We start from the raw sequence: 20,331 nt of genomic DNA on the forward strand, positions 1-20,331 counted from the left end.
GATGTGATCGAAATCAGAAAGCAGGAAATAATCCCAAGCCAGGAAGATGCATTTGCGCTGCAGGGGATTTCCTCGGGTAGCAAAGTATCTTCTAATATCATCTTGCTCTTTGACCAGGCGGTAAAGATTTTTGCAGAGCATGCACAACCGGTTGGAATAATTGCGGAGATAAGCAAGAATGATTTTGGAATTATTTATGCAGGAGAAGGACGTAACGAGACCGATACGCCCGTTGCCGAAATTTTCCAGAAAGCAGATCGCCTTGCCCTATTTGCCACAACCGTGGGCCAGGGTCTGCATGATAAGATCAACGAACTTTTCGTCAACAAGGACTTTGCACTGGGCAGCATGCTGGACTCGGTCGCATCGGCCGGTGTCGAAAAGGCGGCAGACGTGCTTGAGGCGTTTTTTGGTAGTACCGTGACGCGTGGAATCGAAGATGACAAAAATATTGCGGTAATGCGCTACAGTCCGGGATATTGCGGCTGGCATGTCAGCGGTCAGCGGAAGTTGTTTGAATATCTGAAGCCCGAAGAAATAGGCATAACCCTGCGAGCCAGCTATCTCATGGAACCTCTTAAATCTGCTTCTGGAGTATTTATTGCCGGCGGGGTTGATATACACTTCTTTGCAGATACTTATTCCTTCTGCAGTCAATGCGAGACCCATTCGTGCCGTGAGAGGATGTACAGAATCGAACATTCAATCAATGCTTCAGAACCCGGCGAGCAACCTGCATCAATTGATAAACGTCGAAAGGAGTGAGATGGATATCTTAAGGCAAATTGCGCTGGTGCTTCAGCGTGGCGACAGCAGTGGGATCAATGAACTCCTGCAGCAGGCTTTAGACAACAAACTTGGGCCAAGAGAGATACTGGATGATGGTTTGATTGCAGGTATGAACGTTGTCGGGGACAGATACAAAAAGCATGAGATCTTTTTGCCTGAGGTGTTGCTTGCGGCCAAGGCGATGCACGTGGGCATGGACAAATTGAAACCACTTTTTCTTAAAGATGAAGTGCCGTCTCGCGGGCGCGTGGTTATCGGTACGGTGCAGGGTGATATCCATGACATCGGGAAGAATCTTGTTGCGATAATGTTGTCCGGCGCCGGTTTTGAGGTTATCGATCTGGGTAAGGATGTGCCACCGAAGAAGTTTATCGAGACCGCAGTTGAGCAAAATGCCAAGGTCATCGGCATGTCCGCCCTCCTTACGACAACCATGCCCGTAATGAAAAAGGTGATCGGGGAGCTAAAGGAAAAAGGGCTCAGCGGAAGGATCAAGACGGTCATCGGAGGTGCTCCGGTTTCAGAGGAATTCGCCGACCATATCGGCGCTGATGGTTACGGGTACGACAGCGTGCAAGCGGTGGACTGCATAAAGAGACTCATTTCCGCATCCTGAGATGAGGCAATTTCACGATCGCCTGGCTGCCGGTGAAGTGTTGGTCGCTGACGGTGCCATGGGTACGATGCTGATGGAACGCGGGCTTAAGGCAGGAAACCCTCCCGAATCATTCAACATGGAGCGCCCCGATGCGCTTGAGGAAGTTGCGCGAGAATATCTGGATGCTGGTGCCGACATAATACAGACAAACACCTTCGGCGCCTCGCGTCTCAAACTAGCACAGTATTCTTTGGGCGACATGGTCGATCAGATAAATAACATTGCGGTCCTAGCAGTCAGGAGAGTTGTGGAAAGACATGCTTACATCTCGGGTTCCTGCGGACCTACCGGCCAGTTTCTCAAACCGTATGGCGATGTTGAACCGGCCCAGATGCTCGATGTGTTCAGGGAACAGATAGGTGCACTTGTCAGCGCCGGTGTCGATTTGATTTGCATCGAGACCATGAGTGACCTGCGGGAGGCGACGTGTGCCGTGAAGGCGGCAAAAGAATTCAGCTCAATTCCCGTGATGGCGACGATGACCTTCGATCATACACCCAAAGGTTTCTACACTATTATGGGCGTAACGATTGAAGAAGCAGTGAAAGGGCTCGAAGCCGCAGGTGCTGACATTGTAGGTTCGAATTGCGGCAATGGCATTGAGAACATGGTGCTGATTGCCCGGGAATTCAGAAAACTCACTGAGCTCCCGGTTCTCATCCAGTCAAACGCCGGTATCCCTGAATTGATAGGTGACACGGCAGTCTATCCGGAGACTCCGGATTTCATGGCGGAAAAGGTGGAGGATCTATTGAGAGCCGGCGTAAATATCATTGGCGGCTGTTGTGGGACAACGCCGGAGCACATTAGGGCGATCAGAAAGGTCGTCGATGCATACAAACATTCATAGATTTGATGTTGTAATATCGGTACTTTTTCTGCTTCGCAGATAGATTACAATGATGAAAGAATTTGATCACAGCGATGACATATTAATGAATGTGTGAGCCTGTCCCCAAAGGGGTGTAACCAAATGGTAGTTTGTTGCGTGTAATCATAAAGGAGGCATGATGAGTGCGGGCGAATCAATTGCATTAGTCTTCAATTTCTTCGTTGTCGGAGCGATTATCTTCGGGGCTATTTGGTTTCAATATATGAAGAGGAAAAAGCACTACGAGGCGGTGGTCAAGGCGCTCGAACTGGGGAAGAATCCCGATGAAGTGAAGGAACTCTTCGGGAGCGAGAAGGTCCCGCGAGTGAAGAACGGTAAAGGTCTGGTCAAGAGCGGCATCATTACCATAGGCATCGGTGTGGGCCTGGCGATGATGGGTATCTTTCTCCCCGAGGGTGCCATGGGTGGATTACTTGCGTCTGCCGTTTTCGTGGTAGTGCTTGGACTTTCTTTGGTTCTTGCGTATGTATTCACCACGAAGAAAGACAAGAGCGAATAATCTTTGGTGTCAAAAACAGATGATGTTGGATGTTTGATAGAAAGGTCAAGGAATGGTGATGAGCAAGCGATGACAAGGCTCATCACCATTCACAAAGGATTGGTGTTTACGATCATTATGCGAATGACCAATGATTACCATACGAGCGAGGATCTCACGCAAGATACTTTTATCAAGGCCTTTATGAATATCAAGAGGGTTAAGAGCGGAGAGCACTTTCGCCCGTGGATCTGTACGATTGCACGTAACGTCGCGCGTGACTACCATCGCCGGGCAAAGAATAGTGCTGCAGTATCCTTTGATCAGGTTAAGGAATTCCACGGGCACTGGGATGATTCAATAAGGAAGCGCGTGGTCATCCAGGATGCCCTGGCTAAATTGGCGGAGAGGGACCGGATGATGTTGACCCTCACGTATTACCAAGGATTGACCCTCCGTGAAGTTGCTGATGTCATGAAGATGACCGAGAGTAATGTAAAAGTATGCATTCATAGAGCCAGGAAGAGGTTGAGAAAGCAGTTAGAGGGGTATGAAAATGAACTCGTGTGAGCACGTGGATAAAGTAATCGATTATCGGTTACATAGGTTGACTGGTAAGCAAGAGAAAGAATTCGAGGCGCATCTGGAGTCATGCGCGGTTTGCCGGCAGGAAATGGCGATTGAACTTGCGATCGAGGGAGAACTTGCAGTTGAGTTGAAACCCGGTTTCATCGAAGACAGAGTCATGGTTCATTTGCGCTTGCGGCGTGAACAGGGATTACGATCTTTGTGGCTGTATATCTACCGGGTAATCGTGCTTGGACTAACAGCGGCCGTTGTAACTTTCGTTTTAATGCCTTTCCTGCTGAAATTTCCGCTCAAATCATTTTTTGAGATAAGTCAACTTGCCTCCGGATTGGATGGTTTGCTCGACGGCCTGCCGCAGGTCAATCCCATTTTTGTGGCAGTTGGCTTTGGTTATGTCCTGCTGATCGCCAGTTCAATATACACATTAGCACGTACAAGACGCTGGCAATAATTGCGCCAGAGAATCACCTTTTCGGAACATATTTCCCTTTGATTGACATCTGCTTGCCGTTGTTTATAATACTAAGAAAATTGTTCTTGGTCCTCGATTGTGTACTTGAAAGGTCAATAAGGAGGAAATAATGAAAGTGAAGACCATAGTCATTCTCATTCTCGCAGTCCTTGCCCTGATACTCATCATACAGAACACTGAGGTGGTGCCGATACAAATTCTCTTCTGGCAATTGCTGATGTCCCGGATAATTTTGATCCTGTTATTGCTCGTCATCGGTTTCGCCATTGGTTTCATACTCGCCAAGTTTACGGGAAAGAAGGTTTCACCGCCGAAAGAAAGTTAGGCGGGTAGAATTCTCGCATAATGTCATGCTTTGCGTTGAATTCCGATTTCATTTTGATGGGCTGAGGCAAGGGTGAAAGTTGATCTGAGTGGAAAAGTGATTTTGGTGACTGGCGGTCCCGGCGGCATTGGAGATGCTGTAGTACGCCAGCTCGCCGAGTCCGGTGCAACGGTGGCAATTCACTACAACAAGAATGCAAAGAAAGCAAAGAGACTCGCTGATGAGGTCAGGAATGAAGCAACGTCTTTTTGCGCCGATTTGTCTGAGCCGGTAAATGGTGTAAAACTGTTCAACGATGTGCTCAAGGCTTACGGAAGGGTCGATGTGCTCGTCAACAATGCCGGCGTATATCTGAAGTCACCAAATGAAGAGAATATCGACGAGTGGCTTGCAAAATGGAATACAACGATCGCCATAAACCTGACCTCGGTGGGTGTGCTCTGCCGCGAAGCGGTGAACTATTTTAAGAAGTCCGGCGGAGGCAGGATCATACACATTGCCTCGAGGGCAGCATTCCGGGGGGATTATGAAGACTATTTTGCTTATGCCTCATCGAAGGGCGGCATGGTTGCTCTGAGCAAGACGATTGCCCGGGCATACGGAAAGCACAATATCAAGTCATTTGTTGTTGCACCTGGTTTCGTTAGAACGCCGATAATCGATGAATACATTAAGGAACACGGAGATGACATAATAATGAAAGAATTGTCGCTGAATGAATTAACCAGGCCGGAAGATGTTGCGCCGACCGTCGTCTTTCTCGCAAGTGGGCTGATGGACCACGCAACGGGCTGTAGCATCGACATAAATGCTGCAAGTTACGTGAGGTAGAATTGATATGGACAAACATGAAAAGGTAGTCAGGGATTTCTGGCGGATCTTTGACGAGGCCCGCTATGACGATGTGGCACCGTTGCTGCATCCTGATTGTCCTGTTTGCTGGCCCAACACGCGCGAATTGTTCAGAGGGAGTAAAAAGCTCATCGATGTGAACAAGTACTATCCAGGCAGATGGCACGTCGAGGTCATAGATGTTATTGCACAGGACGAATTGGTGATATCGGTTGTGCGCGTGTACTCAAAAGAGCAGAAGGAAAGCTTCTACGCGACTTCGTTCTTTAGATTCAAAGAGGATTTGATAGCCGAGATCACGGAGTACTGGGGGGAGATCACTGAACCGCCGGCCTGGCGCCTGGCCCAGGGATTTTCAGAGTGGTACTAGTTTCTGGATGAGATATGCAAGGGACGCTCAAGGGGTATTTATGAGTGCTTTCTGTAAGATCCTTAGTTCTATGATCATCTTTGTCGTCTGCTCTGCGGGAATTGCTTATGCTGAGCGTGATATGTCTTTGCCGGATCCCTGCTTCGAAGGAAACAAGACTTTACAGATAATCGATGTGCGTGACCAGACGCCACCGTTGATCGGCGCATTTCCGGCACCGGACAGCGCCATGCGCGGCCTGGCATATGACGGTCAATTCCTGTGGGCGGCTAATAGCGGCGACGGCAATAGCATGTACGGTCCAAGGATCTATAAGCTTCTTCCGGACAGCGGTGTGGCGATCGACACATTCAACGCGATAAACGACTTTTCGTGCGGACTGGCATGGGATGGTGAATATCTGTGGTATTCAGAATATATTATCGGCTATATCTACCAGCTTGATACGGCCTCGTTGAGTGTAGTAAAGAGTTTTGCGGCGCCGACCACACATCCATTTGATCTGGCGTGGGACGGCACCTATCTCTATGCGGTGAAAGGCAATCAGCCATTCATTTCCGTGATCGACACGAGCAGCGGACTGGAAATAGATTCAATTGCCGCAACCTATTCATCTGCCAATGTCCGTCCCTTTGGGCTGACTTTTTTATCCCGGAATGTACCCCAGTTATTGACCTGTGACGGTAATTACGGCTCTAATCTTGTCAATTCCTGGAATTTCTACACGAGTGCCTGGGTTGAACAGTGGGCATCAGACCCCCTGACCTATCCGTCAGGGCTAGCCTACGATTCGGTAACCGAACGCCTATGGGTTTCCTGTTACGACCGAGACTCGATATACGTGTACGATGTTAGTCAGGTGGGGATAGTTTCTGCCGGTCAAGTGGACATCGAACCGCACGGTATTGAAGTCTACCCTAATCCTTTCTCGAATACTACACACATACGATATACGTTGCCGGCGGGAATAGATAGCAGGCAGTACTCGGGAGTCAGTATTAAGATATACGACTCTGCAGGCCGTTTGTTAAGGGATCTATCAGATCGGATATCGATTATTGGTAATCAGTTATCTGTTAGATGGGACGGTACCGATGATAGCGGCAGCAGGCTGCCGGTGGGCGTATACTTTCTCGCCACACCGCTGACAAGCGTGGTGGTGAAATTAGTGAAGTCAGAGAAATGAAGGAGGGGGAGAAGTGAATGGGGTCAGGTCTTGACTATTGACAATTTTTGCAGGCGTTTTTCTGCTTCGTTGTATTTCGCAAGAGTATGTTGGTTTGTCTTCAATTTATGCTGAAGTCGGTGTCTTAGCCTGCTGACACCAGAGTAACTTATTCCTCCTAGCAGTTCTCCGATTTCTGCTTGGGTCACATCGGAAAAGCGATAAAGCAATTCACTGGCAATGCCTCTAACTTCGCTATTGCCATAATAATCCAAAATCGTTTTTTTCTCTACCCTACATACTTCAGCAATGCATTCTATCACTCGTTGCGGTTCAATTTTCTCAACAACCAGTTCGCGGTAAGATGGTTGTTCCTGTTTGGAACCTTCTTCTATACACTCTGCCCGCATTATTTTAACGAAACTTTCGTCACCTAGAAGTAAGCCGTACTTAACTTCTTTGAAAGGATTTCTGATGTCTGTTTTGATTCCGTCGGCGATAAATTGTGCATAGTACCTACGGTTTCCGATCATCGATAGTATTTGATCATAATAAATGAATTTTTGCATTCGCGTCTTTTTTATGTACCCAGGCAAACTGCTCCATTGAAATGATGATGCATATAGCCATCTACTCTGGAAGCCTTTGCCGGAACGTGGAGAAGAGCGTATGCTATTCAAGTGTAAATATCTGGAAACTTCCAGTAGATAACTGTCTGCTTCAATAATAATCGCTTTGTATCGTCCCTGGTAGAGATGTCCGCATCTATTATGGCGATGATTGAACCACCCCGCGTAATACACGTTAAGGCGGTGCATGAACTCTGCGCAATTGGGTTTCAGTGTCTGGATCAGGACATGGTAGTGATTACTCATAAGAATATATGCGTGGAGTCTTACAGAGTACATTTCCAAGGACTCGGCAAGTAGAGAAACGAATTTCTTTCGATCGTAGTCAGAATGAAATATCTGCTGTTTGCCGTTGCCACGACACATTACGTGATAATAAGCTCCGGGGAATTGAATTCTCAGCGGTCTGGCCATATGAGCAGTCTAGTTGTTTGGTGTAATTTGTCAATAGTCAAGACCTGACCCCATCTGGCGGTGAACCATCTGCTGGCCAGAAGTGTCTAAATTACGCATAGGAGGACAATAAGATGAAATGGTTATCATTGGCTACGATGCTTGCGCTGTTTTTCGTAAGCGTTTGTAAGAGTGAGGGGGCGGACAAGGACAAAGGGAGTAGTGTGATGAAAAATAATGACAAATATGAAAAGGCAACATTTGCAGGCGGTTGTTTCTGGTGCATGGAACCGCCATTTGAGAATTTGGAGGGCGTGATCGATGTTGTGCCGGGATACTCTGGCGGGCAAACAGAAAACCCGACCTACGAGCAGGTTTCAAGAGGCAGTACAGATCATCTCGAAGCAGTCCAGATAACTTATGACCCGTCGAAGATCAGCTATCAAAAATTAGTTGACGTCTTCTGGACGCAGATCGACCCCACAGACCAGGGTGGTCAGTTTGTTGACCGCGGGTCTCAGTACAAGACGGCGATCTTCTATCACGATGATGAACAGAAGAGGACAGCTGAGGAATCGAGAGCCAAGCTGGAGAAATCGGGTAGATACAGTAAACCAATAATCACCGAGATACGAAAGTATGTAGTATTCTACGAAGCAGAGGATTATCATAAAGATTTCTACAAGAAGAGCCCTGCACGCTACAAGACTTACAAATTCGGCTCCGGCCGCGAGCAGTACCTGAAAGAGATCTGGGGTGAAGATAGGAAAGTTGAGCCGGCTGAAAAAGAAAAGACACATGAGAAACCATCCCAGGAGGAAATTCGTGAAAATTTGACTCCCATGCAGTACGAGGTGACGCAGCAATGCGGGACCGAGCCGCCATTCAAAAACGAGTATTGGAATAATAAACGCGAAGGCATCTACGTTGATGTTGTATCGGGTGAACCGCTTTTTAGTTCAAATGATAAGTACGATTCTGGTACAGGTTGGCCGAGTTTCTTCAGGCCGATCGAAAAGGACAATATTGTCGAAAAAACCGATTCCAGCCACGGCATGGTTCGCACTGAGGTACGCAGTAAGACGGGCGATTCGCACCTTGGTCACTTGTTCGATGATGGCCCGGCACCGACCGGCCTCCGGTACTGTATTAATTCAGCTTCTCTGCGTTTCATTCCCAGAGAAGACCTCGACAAAGAAGGATACAGCGAGTATAAGAAACTATTTGAAGACTAATTTCTGAACTGGAAGACGCAAAAGGGGACGGCTTTGCCGTCCCCTTTATCATTCATGCTGATCGCATATCAAAAGGGCTAGACACCAGCATTCGTTGACAAGCCGCTGATTCTTGATTATACTGCAAAAAGTCACGCATAAAAATATGACTGACACAATAGTGAAATGCCTGCAAGTCGGTTACTTGCCGACGAACTGCTACATCCTTGCGTGCAGCAAAACCATGGAAGGGGTAATCATTGATCCCGGAACATTGGTTGGCGAAGAGGATCGCATTATTCACGTCATTGATGAATTGAAAGTAACCTTGAAATTCATATTGAACACGCACGGCCATCCAGACCATACATCGGGGAACCACGCAGTCAAGGAGCATACTCGCGCGCAGATACTGGTACACGAATATGATGCGCCGCTTTTGATCGAGCCGTGGCTCGGAACCAGGGAACTGCAGGCTTTGCAGAAGCCGCATCGGTGTCCGGTTTGCGGCCGTGAGGAATTGTTGCGGCTCGAGGTTAAGGGGAACAAAGCGCGGATGATAGCAGATTGTGGGGCGGTTTTGATAAATGCGGAGATATCACCTCCAGCAGATCGCATGCTTCATGAGTCGGATCACATTGAATTCGGCGGGCTCGCGCTGGCGGTTCTACACACACCAGGCCACACCAGGGGAGGCATATCCCTGTATTGCGAAAAGAAAGATGTGGTCTTTACCGGTGATACTCTTTTTGAAGGTTCGTGGGGGAGAACAGATTTGCCCGGATCTTCTGAAGAGGAAATGATCGGTTCGTTAAAAAGGTTAGGCAGCCTGCCCGGGAAGACGGTCGTTTACCCTGGACACGGCAGGCATACCTCCGTTGGCAAAGAGAAGAAAACCAATCCATACATGTAGCCAATTGTCAGACGATGGGAGGACTGTTCATGGAAAAGAATGCATATAAACGTGATGATATGGTCAGCGCAATGGTTGAGAAGCTCAGACAGGCTGACTTCGTGCATGCTGTCTGGGAGGCTGGGGCGGCAAGTTTTGGCCGGGTCGACGAATGGTCAGACATCGATCTGTATGTAGTTTGTGATGAAGACCGTATCGAGAATGTCATCACGCTTATCGAGCAGACGCTCCATAATATGGGACAGGTCGATCTGAAATTCCGCGTACCCGAGCCGACTTGGCACGGGAATTCGCAGGTCTTCTGGCGTCTCAAGGAATCAAGCCCGTTTCTGTTCGTTGATGCCGCCATAATGAAAGAATCGAGCAAGGAAAAGTTCTTGCAGTACAGCATACACGGCAAACCGCTTGTGCATTTTGACAAAACCGGGGTGATCAAAGACGACCCGGTGGATATCGAAAAATACTTTCAAGATATGAAGACACGCGTTGAGTCACACAAGACGACTTTTGAGATGTTCCAGGTGCTTGTGCTTAAGGAGCTAAACCGCGGTAATGCAATGGAAGCTCTGAGCTACTACTTGAGCTATATTCTTCGCCCTCTGGTCGAGGTCTTAAGAATGAAGCACTCGCCGTGGCACTACCGTTTTTTCACTACTTATGTCTACTATGAGATGCCTGCCGAGATCGTGGATCGGCTTCATCGACTGTATTTCGTGAATGATGAAAAGACACTGAAGAAATGCCGTGAAGAAGCGGAGACCTGGTTCTGGGATGTGGTAAAGACTATGGACTGGGATGAGGTGAAGAAGCGGCTGGTTTCACCTGAATAGATACTATGCTGGTGGAATGAGCAAAGGAGGGTATCCAATCATGGTTAGAAAGAGTGTTATGATTTTTCTTTGTATCGGGCTTTTGGCGTCGGCATTTGCGCAGCGATATGCGATCGTGGTGAGTGTTGCGACAAACAGCATGACCGGCTGGAGTGAAGTCGTCGATTCGCTGGCTAGCCGTCACAACGGTCAGGTGTTTGTCTGGCAGGATTCACTCCAGGAGGTGAAGGATGCATTGACGTCATATAAACCCGACTATGTCGCTTTTGTTGGACGCAGTTGGTACGAGATCCAGACGCCTTTCGTGGAAGACATCTGGGAGATGACGCGCGAACTCGACGCCGACCCTTATGGAGATGCGCTCTGGGGACTGGTGACCGGGAATGACTATCCAGACGCAATGAGGATCGTGCAGAATCAGACATTACAGCTGCGTACCGTGCTCGGCGGCACGAATTGTACCTGGGACAGCTGGTTCTATCAGGGTGTTTCCACTTTCGAGGCCGAGTATAACAGGATAAGATTCAAGATGCCTGATACATCCTTGATCATTGATACCGTATGTCCACCCCGCTGTCCGGATGACCGGTGTACACTGCTCGTCAATTATATAAATGATGGTATTAACGATACCATACTGGGGTATGATTTACAGGGTCCGGTCGATTATTTCATAACGAGCGGACACGGGAATGTGGACGTGTGGCAGCTGCACTATCCGACACCGGATCTAGAGGGATATTTCAGGTCCGAGGCAGGACAGGTATATGGAGACCCGCATGTTGGCGTGAATCGTTATATCAACTCGGTCAATCCCAAGGTCTACAATGCAATGGGCAACTGTCTCGTTGGTAATCCAAGTAATCCGAATTACATGCCCTACGGGTGGCTGGGTTCGGGCGGCGCGATAGCCATGACCGGTTACATGCCGACAACTGTGTACGGTTATATGCTCTGGGGTCTTGGCAGTCTGCTTCAGATGGCTCAGGACCGATACACGTATGCAGAAGCGTTCTATGTTAGTAATCAGGAACTCCTGTTCGATGAAATAAACAATACTCCGGGAACGGATCCGACCGGACTGGATTATGATCGTGACGCCTGCTGTTACTACGGCGATCCGGCTGCCGATATAAGAATGTTTGCGTGGCGCGATCCCTGGTGGGATCAGGGATTGGATGTGGCCCCGGGCGCTGGAGTAGATACGATCACTTTCTGGGTTGAGGCAAATTACGACAGTGTTGACCCCGGGTTCAGCGGAACGTCTGGACGGCGCCATCCCTTCGCTTTCTTGCCCGGTCGTTATGACAGCGCGGTCGTGATAGACAGCAGCTGTTACGGTGCGGTGATCACGGACAACTTTGTTCTGATGTACTGCTGGAAACAGGGTGACCAGAGGCTGTCAGCCGGCGAAACGAGATATGTGACATTCATTGGCTATCCGGCGACAGGCGTTGACGAGGGGTTTCGTTCAGAAATCCAGCACGCTCTGAATGTCCGTATCTCACCATCTGTGTCGTCTCGCAGTATATCGGTTGAGTTCGAACTCGACAACTCGGCCCCTGTTGAGGTGTCGGTGTTTGATGCCACGGGTCGGCGTGTGCGGGAATTGGTGGACGGCCATTTTGGTGCTGGTCCGCATGAGGTTATCTGGAACCCGCGGTCTGAAGGCTTTGCTTCTGGCGTGTATTTTGTCAGATTCAGGATCGGTGAATCCGAGCATACGCTAAAGACAGTGTTAATGAGATAACCCGTTATTGACAATCACTGAGAAGCCGCTACAATATTCAGTATATTCTGATATTTTGGATTATTTAGCGCTACCCAATTGGAGGTGTTAGATGAAAAAGAATAGCGACAAGGCAAAGGCCGGTACAGGTGAGAAGGAATCCAGTTGTTGTGAGGTCAAGGCCATTGTCACGATCGACGAACGGGGGCAGATGGTATTGCCTAAAGAAATCAGGGATGCGGCGAAAATTAAACCCGGCGATAAGTTCGTAGTTATCAATATGTCACGCGATAAAGAATTTTGCTGCCTGTCTCTCATGAAGGTAGAAGAGCTTTCAGAGGCGGTAAAGGGTAAGCTCGGGCCGGTTCTGAAAGACATGATGTAGATCTCCAGTTGTCATCAGCCATCTTGCGGTGCAAGGTTTGATGGAGAAACGCCTTATACTTCTACTTTATCGGATAAGGAGGATGCATGAAAGTGATCGTAGTTCTTTGTTTGAGCGTAGTAGTATCATTAGCTCAGAGCCCTGGGAAAGAAGCCATATCTGTCTTTGAGGAATCATTCTCACAATTCAAGGGTGACTTCTCCGAAGGTGATTATTATTCGGCTCATTCTGAACTACACCATATGATGGAACTATTTTGGGCGAAAGTGCCCCTGCTGTTGCGTAATGTCAGATTTGTCAAGGATGATGATAATACATATGGCATTTACGAACCCAAGGAGAACGACAGCTTTGCGCTGGGTGAGCCAATATTCCTTTACCTTGAACCTGTTGGATATACTTTCAAGAAAAATCCGAGTGGTTACTACGAATTTGGGTTCATCGCTGATTTTACGCTTGAGGATGATAAAGGTAACGTTCTTGGTGGCCAAAAAGGATTTGCCAACCTTGATTTCAGTTCTTGGAATCACAACACGGAAATATCGTTGACCTTTACTTACACTTTTACCGGCTTCGGCGCAGGTAAGTATAAGGTTATGACACACGTAAAGGATGCATATTCGAACAAAAGCGCGACCGTCGAGAAATGGTTCCATATTCGGTAGTACGTCCCGCCAGTTGGTCTACGGCACGCGTTAATGAAAGAAGATAGACGCTGGTTTCTTACTCCGTGTGGTCTGGATTGTCATGGTTGTTCGATCCGCCTGCGAACCGATGAAGAATTGGCATACTGGAAGAGTCAGAATGTTGATACTGACAAGATAAGATGTGACGGTTGCCGCTCGGACCGCACCGGGAATCACTGGGCCCCGAAATGCAAGATCCTGCAGTGTTGCGTTTACGAAAGGAACCTGGAATTCTGCGCGCAGTGCCCTGATTTTCCATGCCGCTCCCTGGAGGACTGGGGGCGGGAATACGAGCATCATGCAAAGGCAGTGGAGACGTTACGGGAAATGAAGAAGACCGGCATTGAACAGTGGCTGGTGCGATATTTCGCGAAGTGAATATGACGTTCAGGTGAATTTTTGCCCTGCAGAAAAGTGAGGTTTCAATGGCATTCAAAGACTTGAAGATCACCGTTGTAAAGGCAGAAGGGCCGTGCAGCCGGATGAGAGAAGGAGTGGAATTCTATGTTCGGAATGCTAAACTCGAAATACCGGAAGGGAAGAGTGTCTGTATATTCGCCCTGGGCAGTATTCTGCCTGTTTTGTCAGGAGCCATCATAAGAAACATAAAGGATGAGGGCATGCTCGATGTGCTACAGGAATGGCAATGCCCGGACCCGTTGTCCAAGGTTATTTTCAGAATAGAAGAGTTGGGTTAGCATGCTTATTGCCGGGTTCTGTAAATAACCGGTGAATTGATGGTTTGGAATTTGATGATGGACGGCGTTGGTCTAATGCTGGAGGTTTATGATGAAAATGATTGATCTGCGGAGTGATACGGTCACGCTGCCGACAGAGGAAATGCTTGATGCGATGCGTAACGCGGAACTGGGTGATGATGTCTTTAGAGAAGACCCGACGATAAACAAACTGCAGGAAATTTCTGCAGAGTTGATGGGAAAGGAAGCCTCTCTTCTGGTGAGCAGTGGTACAATGGGCAATCTGGTTTGTGTCCTAACCCATTGCGAGCGCGGTGAAGAAGTGATAATCGGCGACAAGTCCCATATGTTTCTCAATGAGTGCGGCAGCATGTCGGCAGTAGGCGGTGTGCACCCGCACACGATTGCGAACCAGCCTGACGGTACCATGCGTCTTGAGGATATTGAGGGGGCAATAAGGGGCGATAACGATCACTGGCCGCGTACCAGGTTGATATGTCTGGAGAACACACATAACAGGTGCTACGGTGCGCCGCTTCATCCTGATTATGTGGTGTCGGTCTGTGAATTGGCGCACAACCGAGGACTTAAGGTGCATCTTGACGGCGCCCGGGTATTCAACGCGGTGGCGGCACTCAATGTTGACATCAAGGACCTGGTGCGCGATGTGGATTCGCTGTCTTTCTGCTTGTCAAAAGGGCTGTCAGCGCCGGTTGGTTCAGTGGTATGCGGCACGCGTGATTTCATTGCCGAAGCAAGGAGAAATCGCAAACTCCTGGGCGGCGGGATGCGGCAGGCAGGCATTATCGCAGCGCCCGGGATCGTTGCTTTGGACGGAATGGTCGCCCGGCTTGCCGAGGACCACAAAAATGCCCGGCGCCTGGCTGAGGGCATTGCCCGCATTCCCGGCCTATCGATAGAACCGGATAAGGTTTATACGAATATTGTGTATTTTGAAATTGAGCAAGACAAAATGACCGCGGATGAACTGGTAGCAAAACTTTCTGAAAAAGGCATACTGACACTGTCCACGGGTCCGGGACGCTTTCGGATGGTCACGCATTACGGTATCGAAGCCGACGACATAGAAAAAACTTTGAAAGCACTCAGTGAAATCATGAGAGTTGACCTCACGTCTTGATAGAAGAGGAGGCACGTATGCTTTATATCGTTTTATTGTACCTTGGTTCAGGTATAATAGCACTCTGGGGTATCGCGCATCTCATACCCACGGTGTCGATTGTGCGCGGCTTCGGAGTGATATCGCGTGACAATAGATTAGTAATAACAATGGACTGGATCGCCGAAGGGCTGACCCTGATCTTTATCGGCTTCCTCATCTTTTTCATGACCCTTATCGCCGGGCCCGGAACTGCAGGTGCCAGGGTGGTTTACAGACTCTGTTTCGGTATGCTGGTCACGCTGTCTATTCTCTCATTCTTCACTGACACGAGAACGTCGATCTTGCCGATGAAGATATGCCCTTTCGTCAAGTTGCTGGTCGCGGCATTTCTTGTACCGAACATGATATGAATGTTTTGATCATTACGCTGTTAGTTTTCTTTTCAACAAGTGTCGAGTCGGACAATGGACTTTTCCGTGCATCGGTCCAATACGGTGGTGGCGCAGAGCTCATCACCGAATCCTTTGCACTGTATGACCGATACGGTGATGTTATGTATACAAAAAGAGATATCCCGGTGAACACCTTCTTCATAAACAACACGGGGAGTGTTTTTGCACTGAACGAGCATTGTCTATATTTATATCAACGTGATGGCAGCGAAATTATGCTCAGGGAACTTGTATATCCGAACGGGTTTAGTTTCTCGCCGGATAATTCTCTCTTCTTCGCGTCGGATAGAGACGGACTTTATGCTTACTCGCACGATGGTGATCTGGTGCATGTTTACCATCCGGGACGGCTTTTCGCGAGCACGGGACATGGTGATTGTGTTGCGGTCATTTCGGCCGATACTCTTTTCGTATATGAGAACGGTACCCTGAGAGATACTGAATTCCTTTCTTCTCCTTATGCACATGGCATGTTCTTTTCAGCGGATGAAAAACAGATTTGGGTTCAGTACCGGAACGGAAACGAAATATACGACACACGGACCCGGGCATGGGTGAAGCAGAAATGATTCTTCTTTTCATTGTTGCTGCGGGCTGGCCGCTTGCGCCGACAGACTCGACGCATCCTTTGGGTAATAACTGGGGTGAATACCAGTATTATGGTGGGTCCCCTTACCTGCATCCTGGCATCGATGTTATGGCCGATACGATTCACCGTCCGGTATATGCTGTACAATCCGGGATTGTTAAGGGCTGGCTTACCACTTCCGGGGATTATCATTGGCGGCTGGCGATTGCCGATTACGAGACCAACGATTCGGTGGAAGCATGGCTCTACGCGCATATTGACCCTTATCAGTATCACAAGGACGTCGGTGAATACATCGTGGAACGTGAACTCATCGGGTATCTTGTTGAGTGGCCGATCACTGGTTTTGACCATTTACATTTTGCCCGCATAAAAGATGCTGGGGCGGTCTGGCAATACGGAGACTGGGCTTTCGTTCAGAACCCATTGCTTATCACTCAGCCGTACGACGATACGACAAAGCCAGTTTTTGAAGACGCTTATTTAGATCACAAGTTCGCATTCTGCGAGAATAACACGAGTAGTTATCTGCAGCCCGATAATCTTCACGGGGATGTAGATATAGTCGCCAAGATTTATGATGATGTGGGGCTTCCTCTGTACGATCCTGTTTGGGAACGCCTTATCCCCTATAGAATTGCCTACGAAATACGCGGTGCCGATTCTCTGCCTAACACGTTATCGTTTATCTTCTGCGGCGTTCTCGATTACACGCAAAATGTCGATGTCATCTACAAGTATGACTCTGTGTGCAATACCCAGGGGAATTACAGTTGGCGCAAATATTTTTTCATCGTCTCAAATACCGATGGCGACAGCATCATTGAAAGTACGGATGCAACTTGTGCCTGGGAAACTAATGATTTCTCGAACGGCGATTACTGGGTAATTGTGTCGGCTTGCGATGCGGCCGGGAATACTCAGCGGGACAGCATGCTCGTGACGGTGACGAATGTTGGTGTTGCAGAACACGGTGACATAGTCGCAGCATATCCGTGCAGGATATCGCCCAATCCCAGCATTGGATTGATTACAGTCGACACCGAAAGAATGCTGAAGATAGTCGACGCCAGCGGTAGAGTCGTCGCTTCTGGGTATGGCGGATCATATAGACTCACTACCGGCATTTATTTCATCGTTTTCGAAGACAATAATGAAATACATTCAGAGAAAATAGTCGTTGTGAAGTAAGGTTAGGTCAACTTGACATAGGTCCTTAATAAATATAATGATCAAAGGAGCCGTATGTGCGGAAGATTTGTCAGAAAGAGTACGATCACAGTCGTTGAAGACGAGTTCGATATTTATGAAGTTCAATGGGCTTTTGAACCGAGTTATAATATCGCACCGAGCCAGGATATTGCCTGTGTGATCGGAAACGAAGGGAACCGTCTGGTCAAGTTCCGGTGGGGCTTGGTGCCGTTCTGGGCTGATGACCCGTCGATCGGATACAAGATGATCAACGCGCGTGCCGAGACGGTATCCCAGAAAAAGAGTTTCGCGCGTGCTTTTAAGAACCATCGCTGTTTGGTGGTCGCTGACGGTTTTTATGAATGGCGAAAGCTTGCCGATGGCAAGAGAAAAATACCGATGTATGTACACTTGCGTGAGGAGCGTCCTTTCGGGTTTGCCGGCTTGTACGAAAATTGGAAATCGAAGGACGGCACAGTTCTCCAGACCTGCACCATCATCACCACACGCGCAAATGATTTGATGGCGCCGATTCACAACCGGATGCCGGTCATCATTGCCCCGGATGAGCGTAAACTCTGGCTGGACATGAGCGTGCAGGACACTGATGTGTTATTGCCTTTGCTCGAACCGTACAGTTCAGCAGAAATGGAGGCCCATGCGGTTTCGAAGAAAGTCAATTCGCCATCCTATAATGAGCCAGATTGTATTGAGCCGGTTCACGACGAGCAGCAGGAAGGACAAGGGTTCAAAGCTCCGAATTGAGATTCCCCGCAAAATAAGGGAGACCTTGCTGTATTGAAATTTATGCGCTATTAAAACTTCATTGGCTAATAATGCCATCATTCAATATTCATCAGATATTTTTTGTGTAACCAACGCCGTTATTCTGCGTATAAATATATAGGGAAGCTTTGGTGCGGATTTTGGTCAATTTATACATTATAGGCTTATGCTGATAGCGAAGGGAGTAATAAGATGAAAAGAGGGTTGTTAGTCTTAATCCTTTGTGTATTGATGCTGGTTAAGGTTTCTGCGTCTCAGGGAACTGAACCATCCAGAAAGAAGATCACTGGCATCGATGATCTACCCCGGCGCAGTTATGAGGTGTCTGGTGCCGTTACAGATTTGATGAGGGATGATAGTGCATTCGCGGTGTTCGCGGCAAAAGTCCGCGCCGACGTCGAGTCAGACCTTGAGACCTACGAGATAGAAGACCGGACCACGCTGAGAAGTTTCTACGGCGTATTGTTGAACCTCGATATGCTTGAGGGCAAATATGACCATGCGCTTGAGTCCATAGAGAAAATACGAGTACTACAGGATAAGGAGGCGCAGCGATATACCACGGGCTTTTTAAAGGGAGCGATGATATCATGGTATATGCAGGTGAAGGCCTCAGACAGACAAGGGTCAGAAGCAGTTCTTTCAAACCTTTTGACTGAGGTTCTCGAAAAATTACCCTGGGATGTCGTGCAAGAGAGTATTGAGGAAATAAAGGGTAATACTGAGATATTGAGTGAGAATCTGATCATGAGCATTATGGAAGGACAGTTCGGGCCGGTCGTTGAACAGACCGGAAAAGTCAGTACCGAAATCGCGTACCGGATCGTCAACCTACGTTATGCGATGGATGTGATCCTGCCCGTAAAAGAAATAATCGTGTCGACTCTTGATAGACACATCACTGCGAACCGGTTCGAAAAACCCGACATATGGCAGGAACGCAACGTGGTGCTGGATGGATCTGATGGTCTCACGCCGGTTGTTATTGGTATTTGGGACACTGGTCTGGATATTGATGTTTTCCCGGATATGTTGTTTGTGAATGAGAAGGAAATTGCCGATGGACTGGACAATGATGGTAACGGGTTTGTTGATGATATACACGGCATTGCCTATGACATAGAGGAAGAGAGGACACCCGAGATATTGTATCCAACAGGACTCACTGAGGCGCAATTGAAGAAAAAGGTGATTTTGATCAAAGGTTTCTTTGATGTGCAGTCGTCCATTGATAGTGATGAGGCTTCGCTCTTACGACAGGAAATGAGCAAGATGCAGCCTGAGGATTTCAATGACTTCTTCGAAGAACTCATGAAGCTTGCATTGCATGCGCATGGTACGCACGTTGCGGGAATCGCCGTGGACGGCAATCCATATGCCCGGATTCTGACAGCGCGTTTCACAACGGATTACCACACAATACCCAAGATGCCAACCATTGAACTTTCACGTAAGATGGCGCAAAATTACATCGAGACCATTGAATACATGAAATCGAATGGCGTGCGCGTCGTGAACATGAGCTGGGGCGGCACGGTGAGGGGTACCGAGAGTGATCTGGAAGCCAATGGAATTGGCGAGACGGCCGAAGAGCGGGCACGGCTTGCGCGGGAGATGTTCGATATAGAAAAAGAAGCCCTGTTCAATGCCATGAAAAGTGCCCCCGGCATATTGTTCGTGAACGCGGCAGGCAATGATAATGACAATGTTTCCTTCGAAGATTATTATCCCGCGTCCTTTGATCTGGCTAACCTGCTGGTTGTCGGCGCCGTGGATAAAGCCGGTGACGTTACATCTTTTACGAGCTTCGGTCCCACGGTAGATGTTTACGCAAACGGGTATGAAGTGGAAAGCTACTTGCCTGGCGGCGAGCGCCTGGCTGCATCGGGTACGTCCGCTTCATCGCCAAACGTGGCAAATCTTGCTGCGAAACTTCTTGCTGTGGAACCTTCGTTGTCACCGCCGGATGTCATCAATTTGATAAAGAATGGCGCTGATGCGAATCCCGAAGGTTTGCTATTGATGAATCCCAAGCGCTCGATGGAAATGCTGAAGGCGAGGAAATGAGCACTAAATCCTCAATGTCATAGTGGACCGTTTTACCTATTTGTGAAATGATCCGCT

General features: G+C 48.4%; 25 protein-coding genes. 24 read left to right on the forward strand and 1 reads right to left on the reverse strand.

Annotation, left to right across the window (positions count from 1 at the left end; all coding sequences use genetic code 11):
- Window positions 1–3: 3 nt before the first annotated feature.
- From OEV79_00135 to OEV79_00180, 10 genes are all read left to right on the forward strand, one after another.
- Complete coding sequence (locus OEV79_00135; protein ID MDH4209846.1) at window positions 4–765, forward strand: hypothetical protein; 762 nt, start codon at window positions 4–6, stop codon at window positions 763–765.
- 1 nt (window position 766) lies between these two features.
- Complete coding sequence (locus OEV79_00140; GenBank protein ID MDH4209847.1) at window positions 767–1,405, forward strand: corrinoid protein; 639 nt, start codon at window positions 767–769, stop codon at window positions 1,403–1,405.
- Between the two features lies 1 nt (window position 1,406).
- Window positions 1,407–2,297, forward strand: coding sequence for a homocysteine S-methyltransferase family protein (locus OEV79_00145; GenBank protein ID MDH4209848.1), 891 nt, complete (start codon window positions 1,407–1,409; stop codon window positions 2,295–2,297).
- Between the two features lie 160 nt (window positions 2,298–2,457).
- Entirely contained in the window at window positions 2,458–2,838 is a 381-nt protein-coding gene (locus OEV79_00150; protein ID MDH4209849.1) for a DUF6249 domain-containing protein, read from the forward strand.
- 6 nt (window positions 2,839–2,844) lie between these two features.
- Window positions 2,845–3,387 (forward strand): sigma-70 family RNA polymerase sigma factor, encoded by a 543-nt coding sequence (locus OEV79_00155; protein MDH4209850.1) that lies wholly within the window; start codon window positions 2,845–2,847, stop codon window positions 3,385–3,387.
- Complete coding sequence (locus tag OEV79_00160; GenBank protein MDH4209851.1) at window positions 3,374–3,856, forward strand: zf-HC2 domain-containing protein; 483 nt, start codon at window positions 3,374–3,376, stop codon at window positions 3,854–3,856. The genes OEV79_00155 and OEV79_00160 overlap by 14 nt, the downstream gene beginning before the upstream one ends.
- 130 nt (window positions 3,857–3,986) lie before the next feature.
- Complete coding sequence (locus OEV79_00165; GenBank protein MDH4209852.1) at window positions 3,987–4,202, forward strand: lipopolysaccharide assembly protein LapA domain-containing protein; 216 nt, start codon at window positions 3,987–3,989, stop codon at window positions 4,200–4,202.
- Window positions 4,203–4,274: 72 nt separating this feature from the next.
- On the forward strand, window positions 4,275–5,033 hold the full coding sequence (locus OEV79_00170) for an SDR family oxidoreductase (protein MDH4209853.1): 759 nt from the start codon (window positions 4,275–4,277) through the stop codon (window positions 5,031–5,033).
- Window positions 5,034–5,040: 7 nt separating this feature from the next.
- Window positions 5,041–5,424 (forward strand): nuclear transport factor 2 family protein, encoded by a 384-nt coding sequence (locus tag OEV79_00175; protein ID MDH4209854.1) that lies wholly within the window; start codon window positions 5,041–5,043, stop codon window positions 5,422–5,424.
- Window positions 5,425–5,464: 40 nt separating this feature from the next.
- Window positions 5,465–6,610, forward strand: coding sequence for a hypothetical protein (locus OEV79_00180; GenBank protein MDH4209855.1), 1,146 nt, complete (start codon window positions 5,465–5,467; stop codon window positions 6,608–6,610).
- 23 nt (window positions 6,611–6,633) lie between these two features.
- Here OEV79_00180 and OEV79_00185 read toward each other — a convergent pair whose 3' ends face one another.
- Window positions 6,634–7,632 (reverse strand): transposase, encoded by a 999-nt coding sequence (locus OEV79_00185; protein MDH4209856.1) that lies wholly within the window; start codon window positions 7,630–7,632, stop codon window positions 6,634–6,636.
- 206 nt (window positions 7,633–7,838) lie between these two features.
- Here OEV79_00185 and msrB point away from each other — a divergent pair, with 206 nt between their 5' ends.
- The 14 genes from msrB (at window position 7,839) to OEV79_00255 (ending at window position 20,274) form a co-directional block, all read left to right on the forward strand.
- Window positions 7,839–8,846 (forward strand): peptide-methionine (R)-S-oxide reductase MsrB, encoded by a 1,008-nt coding sequence (gene msrB, locus OEV79_00190; protein ID MDH4209857.1) that lies wholly within the window; start codon window positions 7,839–7,841, stop codon window positions 8,844–8,846.
- A gap of 145 nt (window positions 8,847–8,991) precedes the next feature.
- Window positions 8,992–9,738: an MBL fold metallo-hydrolase gene (locus OEV79_00195; GenBank protein MDH4209858.1), complete on the forward strand. Its 747-nt coding sequence runs from the start codon at window positions 8,992–8,994 to the stop codon at window positions 9,736–9,738.
- Between the two features lie 29 nt (window positions 9,739–9,767).
- Complete coding sequence (locus tag OEV79_00200) at window positions 9,768–10,568, forward strand: hypothetical protein (GenBank protein MDH4209859.1); 801 nt, start codon at window positions 9,768–9,770, stop codon at window positions 10,566–10,568.
- 40 nt (window positions 10,569–10,608) lie between these two features.
- Entirely contained in the window at window positions 10,609–12,318 is a 1,710-nt protein-coding gene (locus tag OEV79_00205) for a hypothetical protein (GenBank protein MDH4209860.1), read from the forward strand.
- A 91-nt stretch (window positions 12,319–12,409) separates the two neighbouring features.
- Window positions 12,410–12,682: an HgcAB-associated protein gene (locus OEV79_00210; GenBank protein ID MDH4209861.1), complete on the forward strand. Its 273-nt coding sequence runs from the start codon at window positions 12,410–12,412 to the stop codon at window positions 12,680–12,682.
- An 86-nt stretch (window positions 12,683–12,768) separates the two neighbouring features.
- Window positions 12,769–13,347, forward strand: coding sequence for a hypothetical protein (locus OEV79_00215; protein ID MDH4209862.1), 579 nt, complete (start codon window positions 12,769–12,771; stop codon window positions 13,345–13,347).
- A 33-nt stretch (window positions 13,348–13,380) separates the two neighbouring features.
- Window positions 13,381–13,746, forward strand: a complete 366-nt coding sequence (locus OEV79_00220; GenBank protein ID MDH4209863.1) for a DUF3795 domain-containing protein — start codon at window positions 13,381–13,383, stop codon at window positions 13,744–13,746.
- Between the two features lie 47 nt (window positions 13,747–13,793).
- Complete coding sequence (locus OEV79_00225) at window positions 13,794–14,066, forward strand: TIGR04076 family protein (protein MDH4209864.1); 273 nt, start codon at window positions 13,794–13,796, stop codon at window positions 14,064–14,066.
- Window positions 14,067–14,157: 91 nt separating this feature from the next.
- Window positions 14,158–15,207 carry a low-specificity L-threonine aldolase gene (gene ltaE / locus OEV79_00230; protein MDH4209865.1) on the forward strand — a complete coding sequence of 350 codons (1,050 nt, stop codon included), beginning with the start codon at window positions 14,158–14,160 and terminating at the stop codon, window positions 15,205–15,207.
- Between the two features lie 17 nt (window positions 15,208–15,224).
- Entirely contained in the window at window positions 15,225–15,599 is a 375-nt protein-coding gene (locus OEV79_00235) for a hypothetical protein (protein MDH4209866.1), read from the forward strand.
- Window positions 15,596–16,210, forward strand: coding sequence for a hypothetical protein (locus OEV79_00240; protein MDH4209867.1), 615 nt, complete (start codon window positions 15,596–15,598; stop codon window positions 16,208–16,210). The genes OEV79_00235 and OEV79_00240 overlap by 4 nt, the downstream gene beginning before the upstream one ends.
- Complete coding sequence (locus OEV79_00245; GenBank protein MDH4209868.1) at window positions 16,192–17,421, forward strand: T9SS type A sorting domain-containing protein; 1,230 nt, start codon at window positions 16,192–16,194, stop codon at window positions 17,419–17,421. Before OEV79_00240 ends, OEV79_00245 begins: the two co-directional genes overlap by 19 nt.
- 54 nt (window positions 17,422–17,475) lie before the next feature.
- A complete protein-coding gene (locus tag OEV79_00250; GenBank protein ID MDH4209869.1) occupies window positions 17,476–18,186 on the forward strand; it encodes an SOS response-associated peptidase in 711 nt (236 codons plus the stop codon).
- A gap of 213 nt (window positions 18,187–18,399) precedes the next feature.
- Window positions 18,400–20,274 (forward strand): S8 family serine peptidase, encoded by a 1,875-nt coding sequence (locus OEV79_00255; GenBank protein MDH4209870.1) that lies wholly within the window; start codon window positions 18,400–18,402, stop codon window positions 20,272–20,274.
- The last annotated feature ends 57 nt before the right edge of the window (window positions 20,275–20,331 follow it).

Source organism: candidate division WOR-3 bacterium, assembly GCA_029858255.1.
Classification (GTDB): domain Bacteria; phylum Hydrothermota; class Tepidihabitantia; order SM23-42; family SM23-42; genus SM23-42.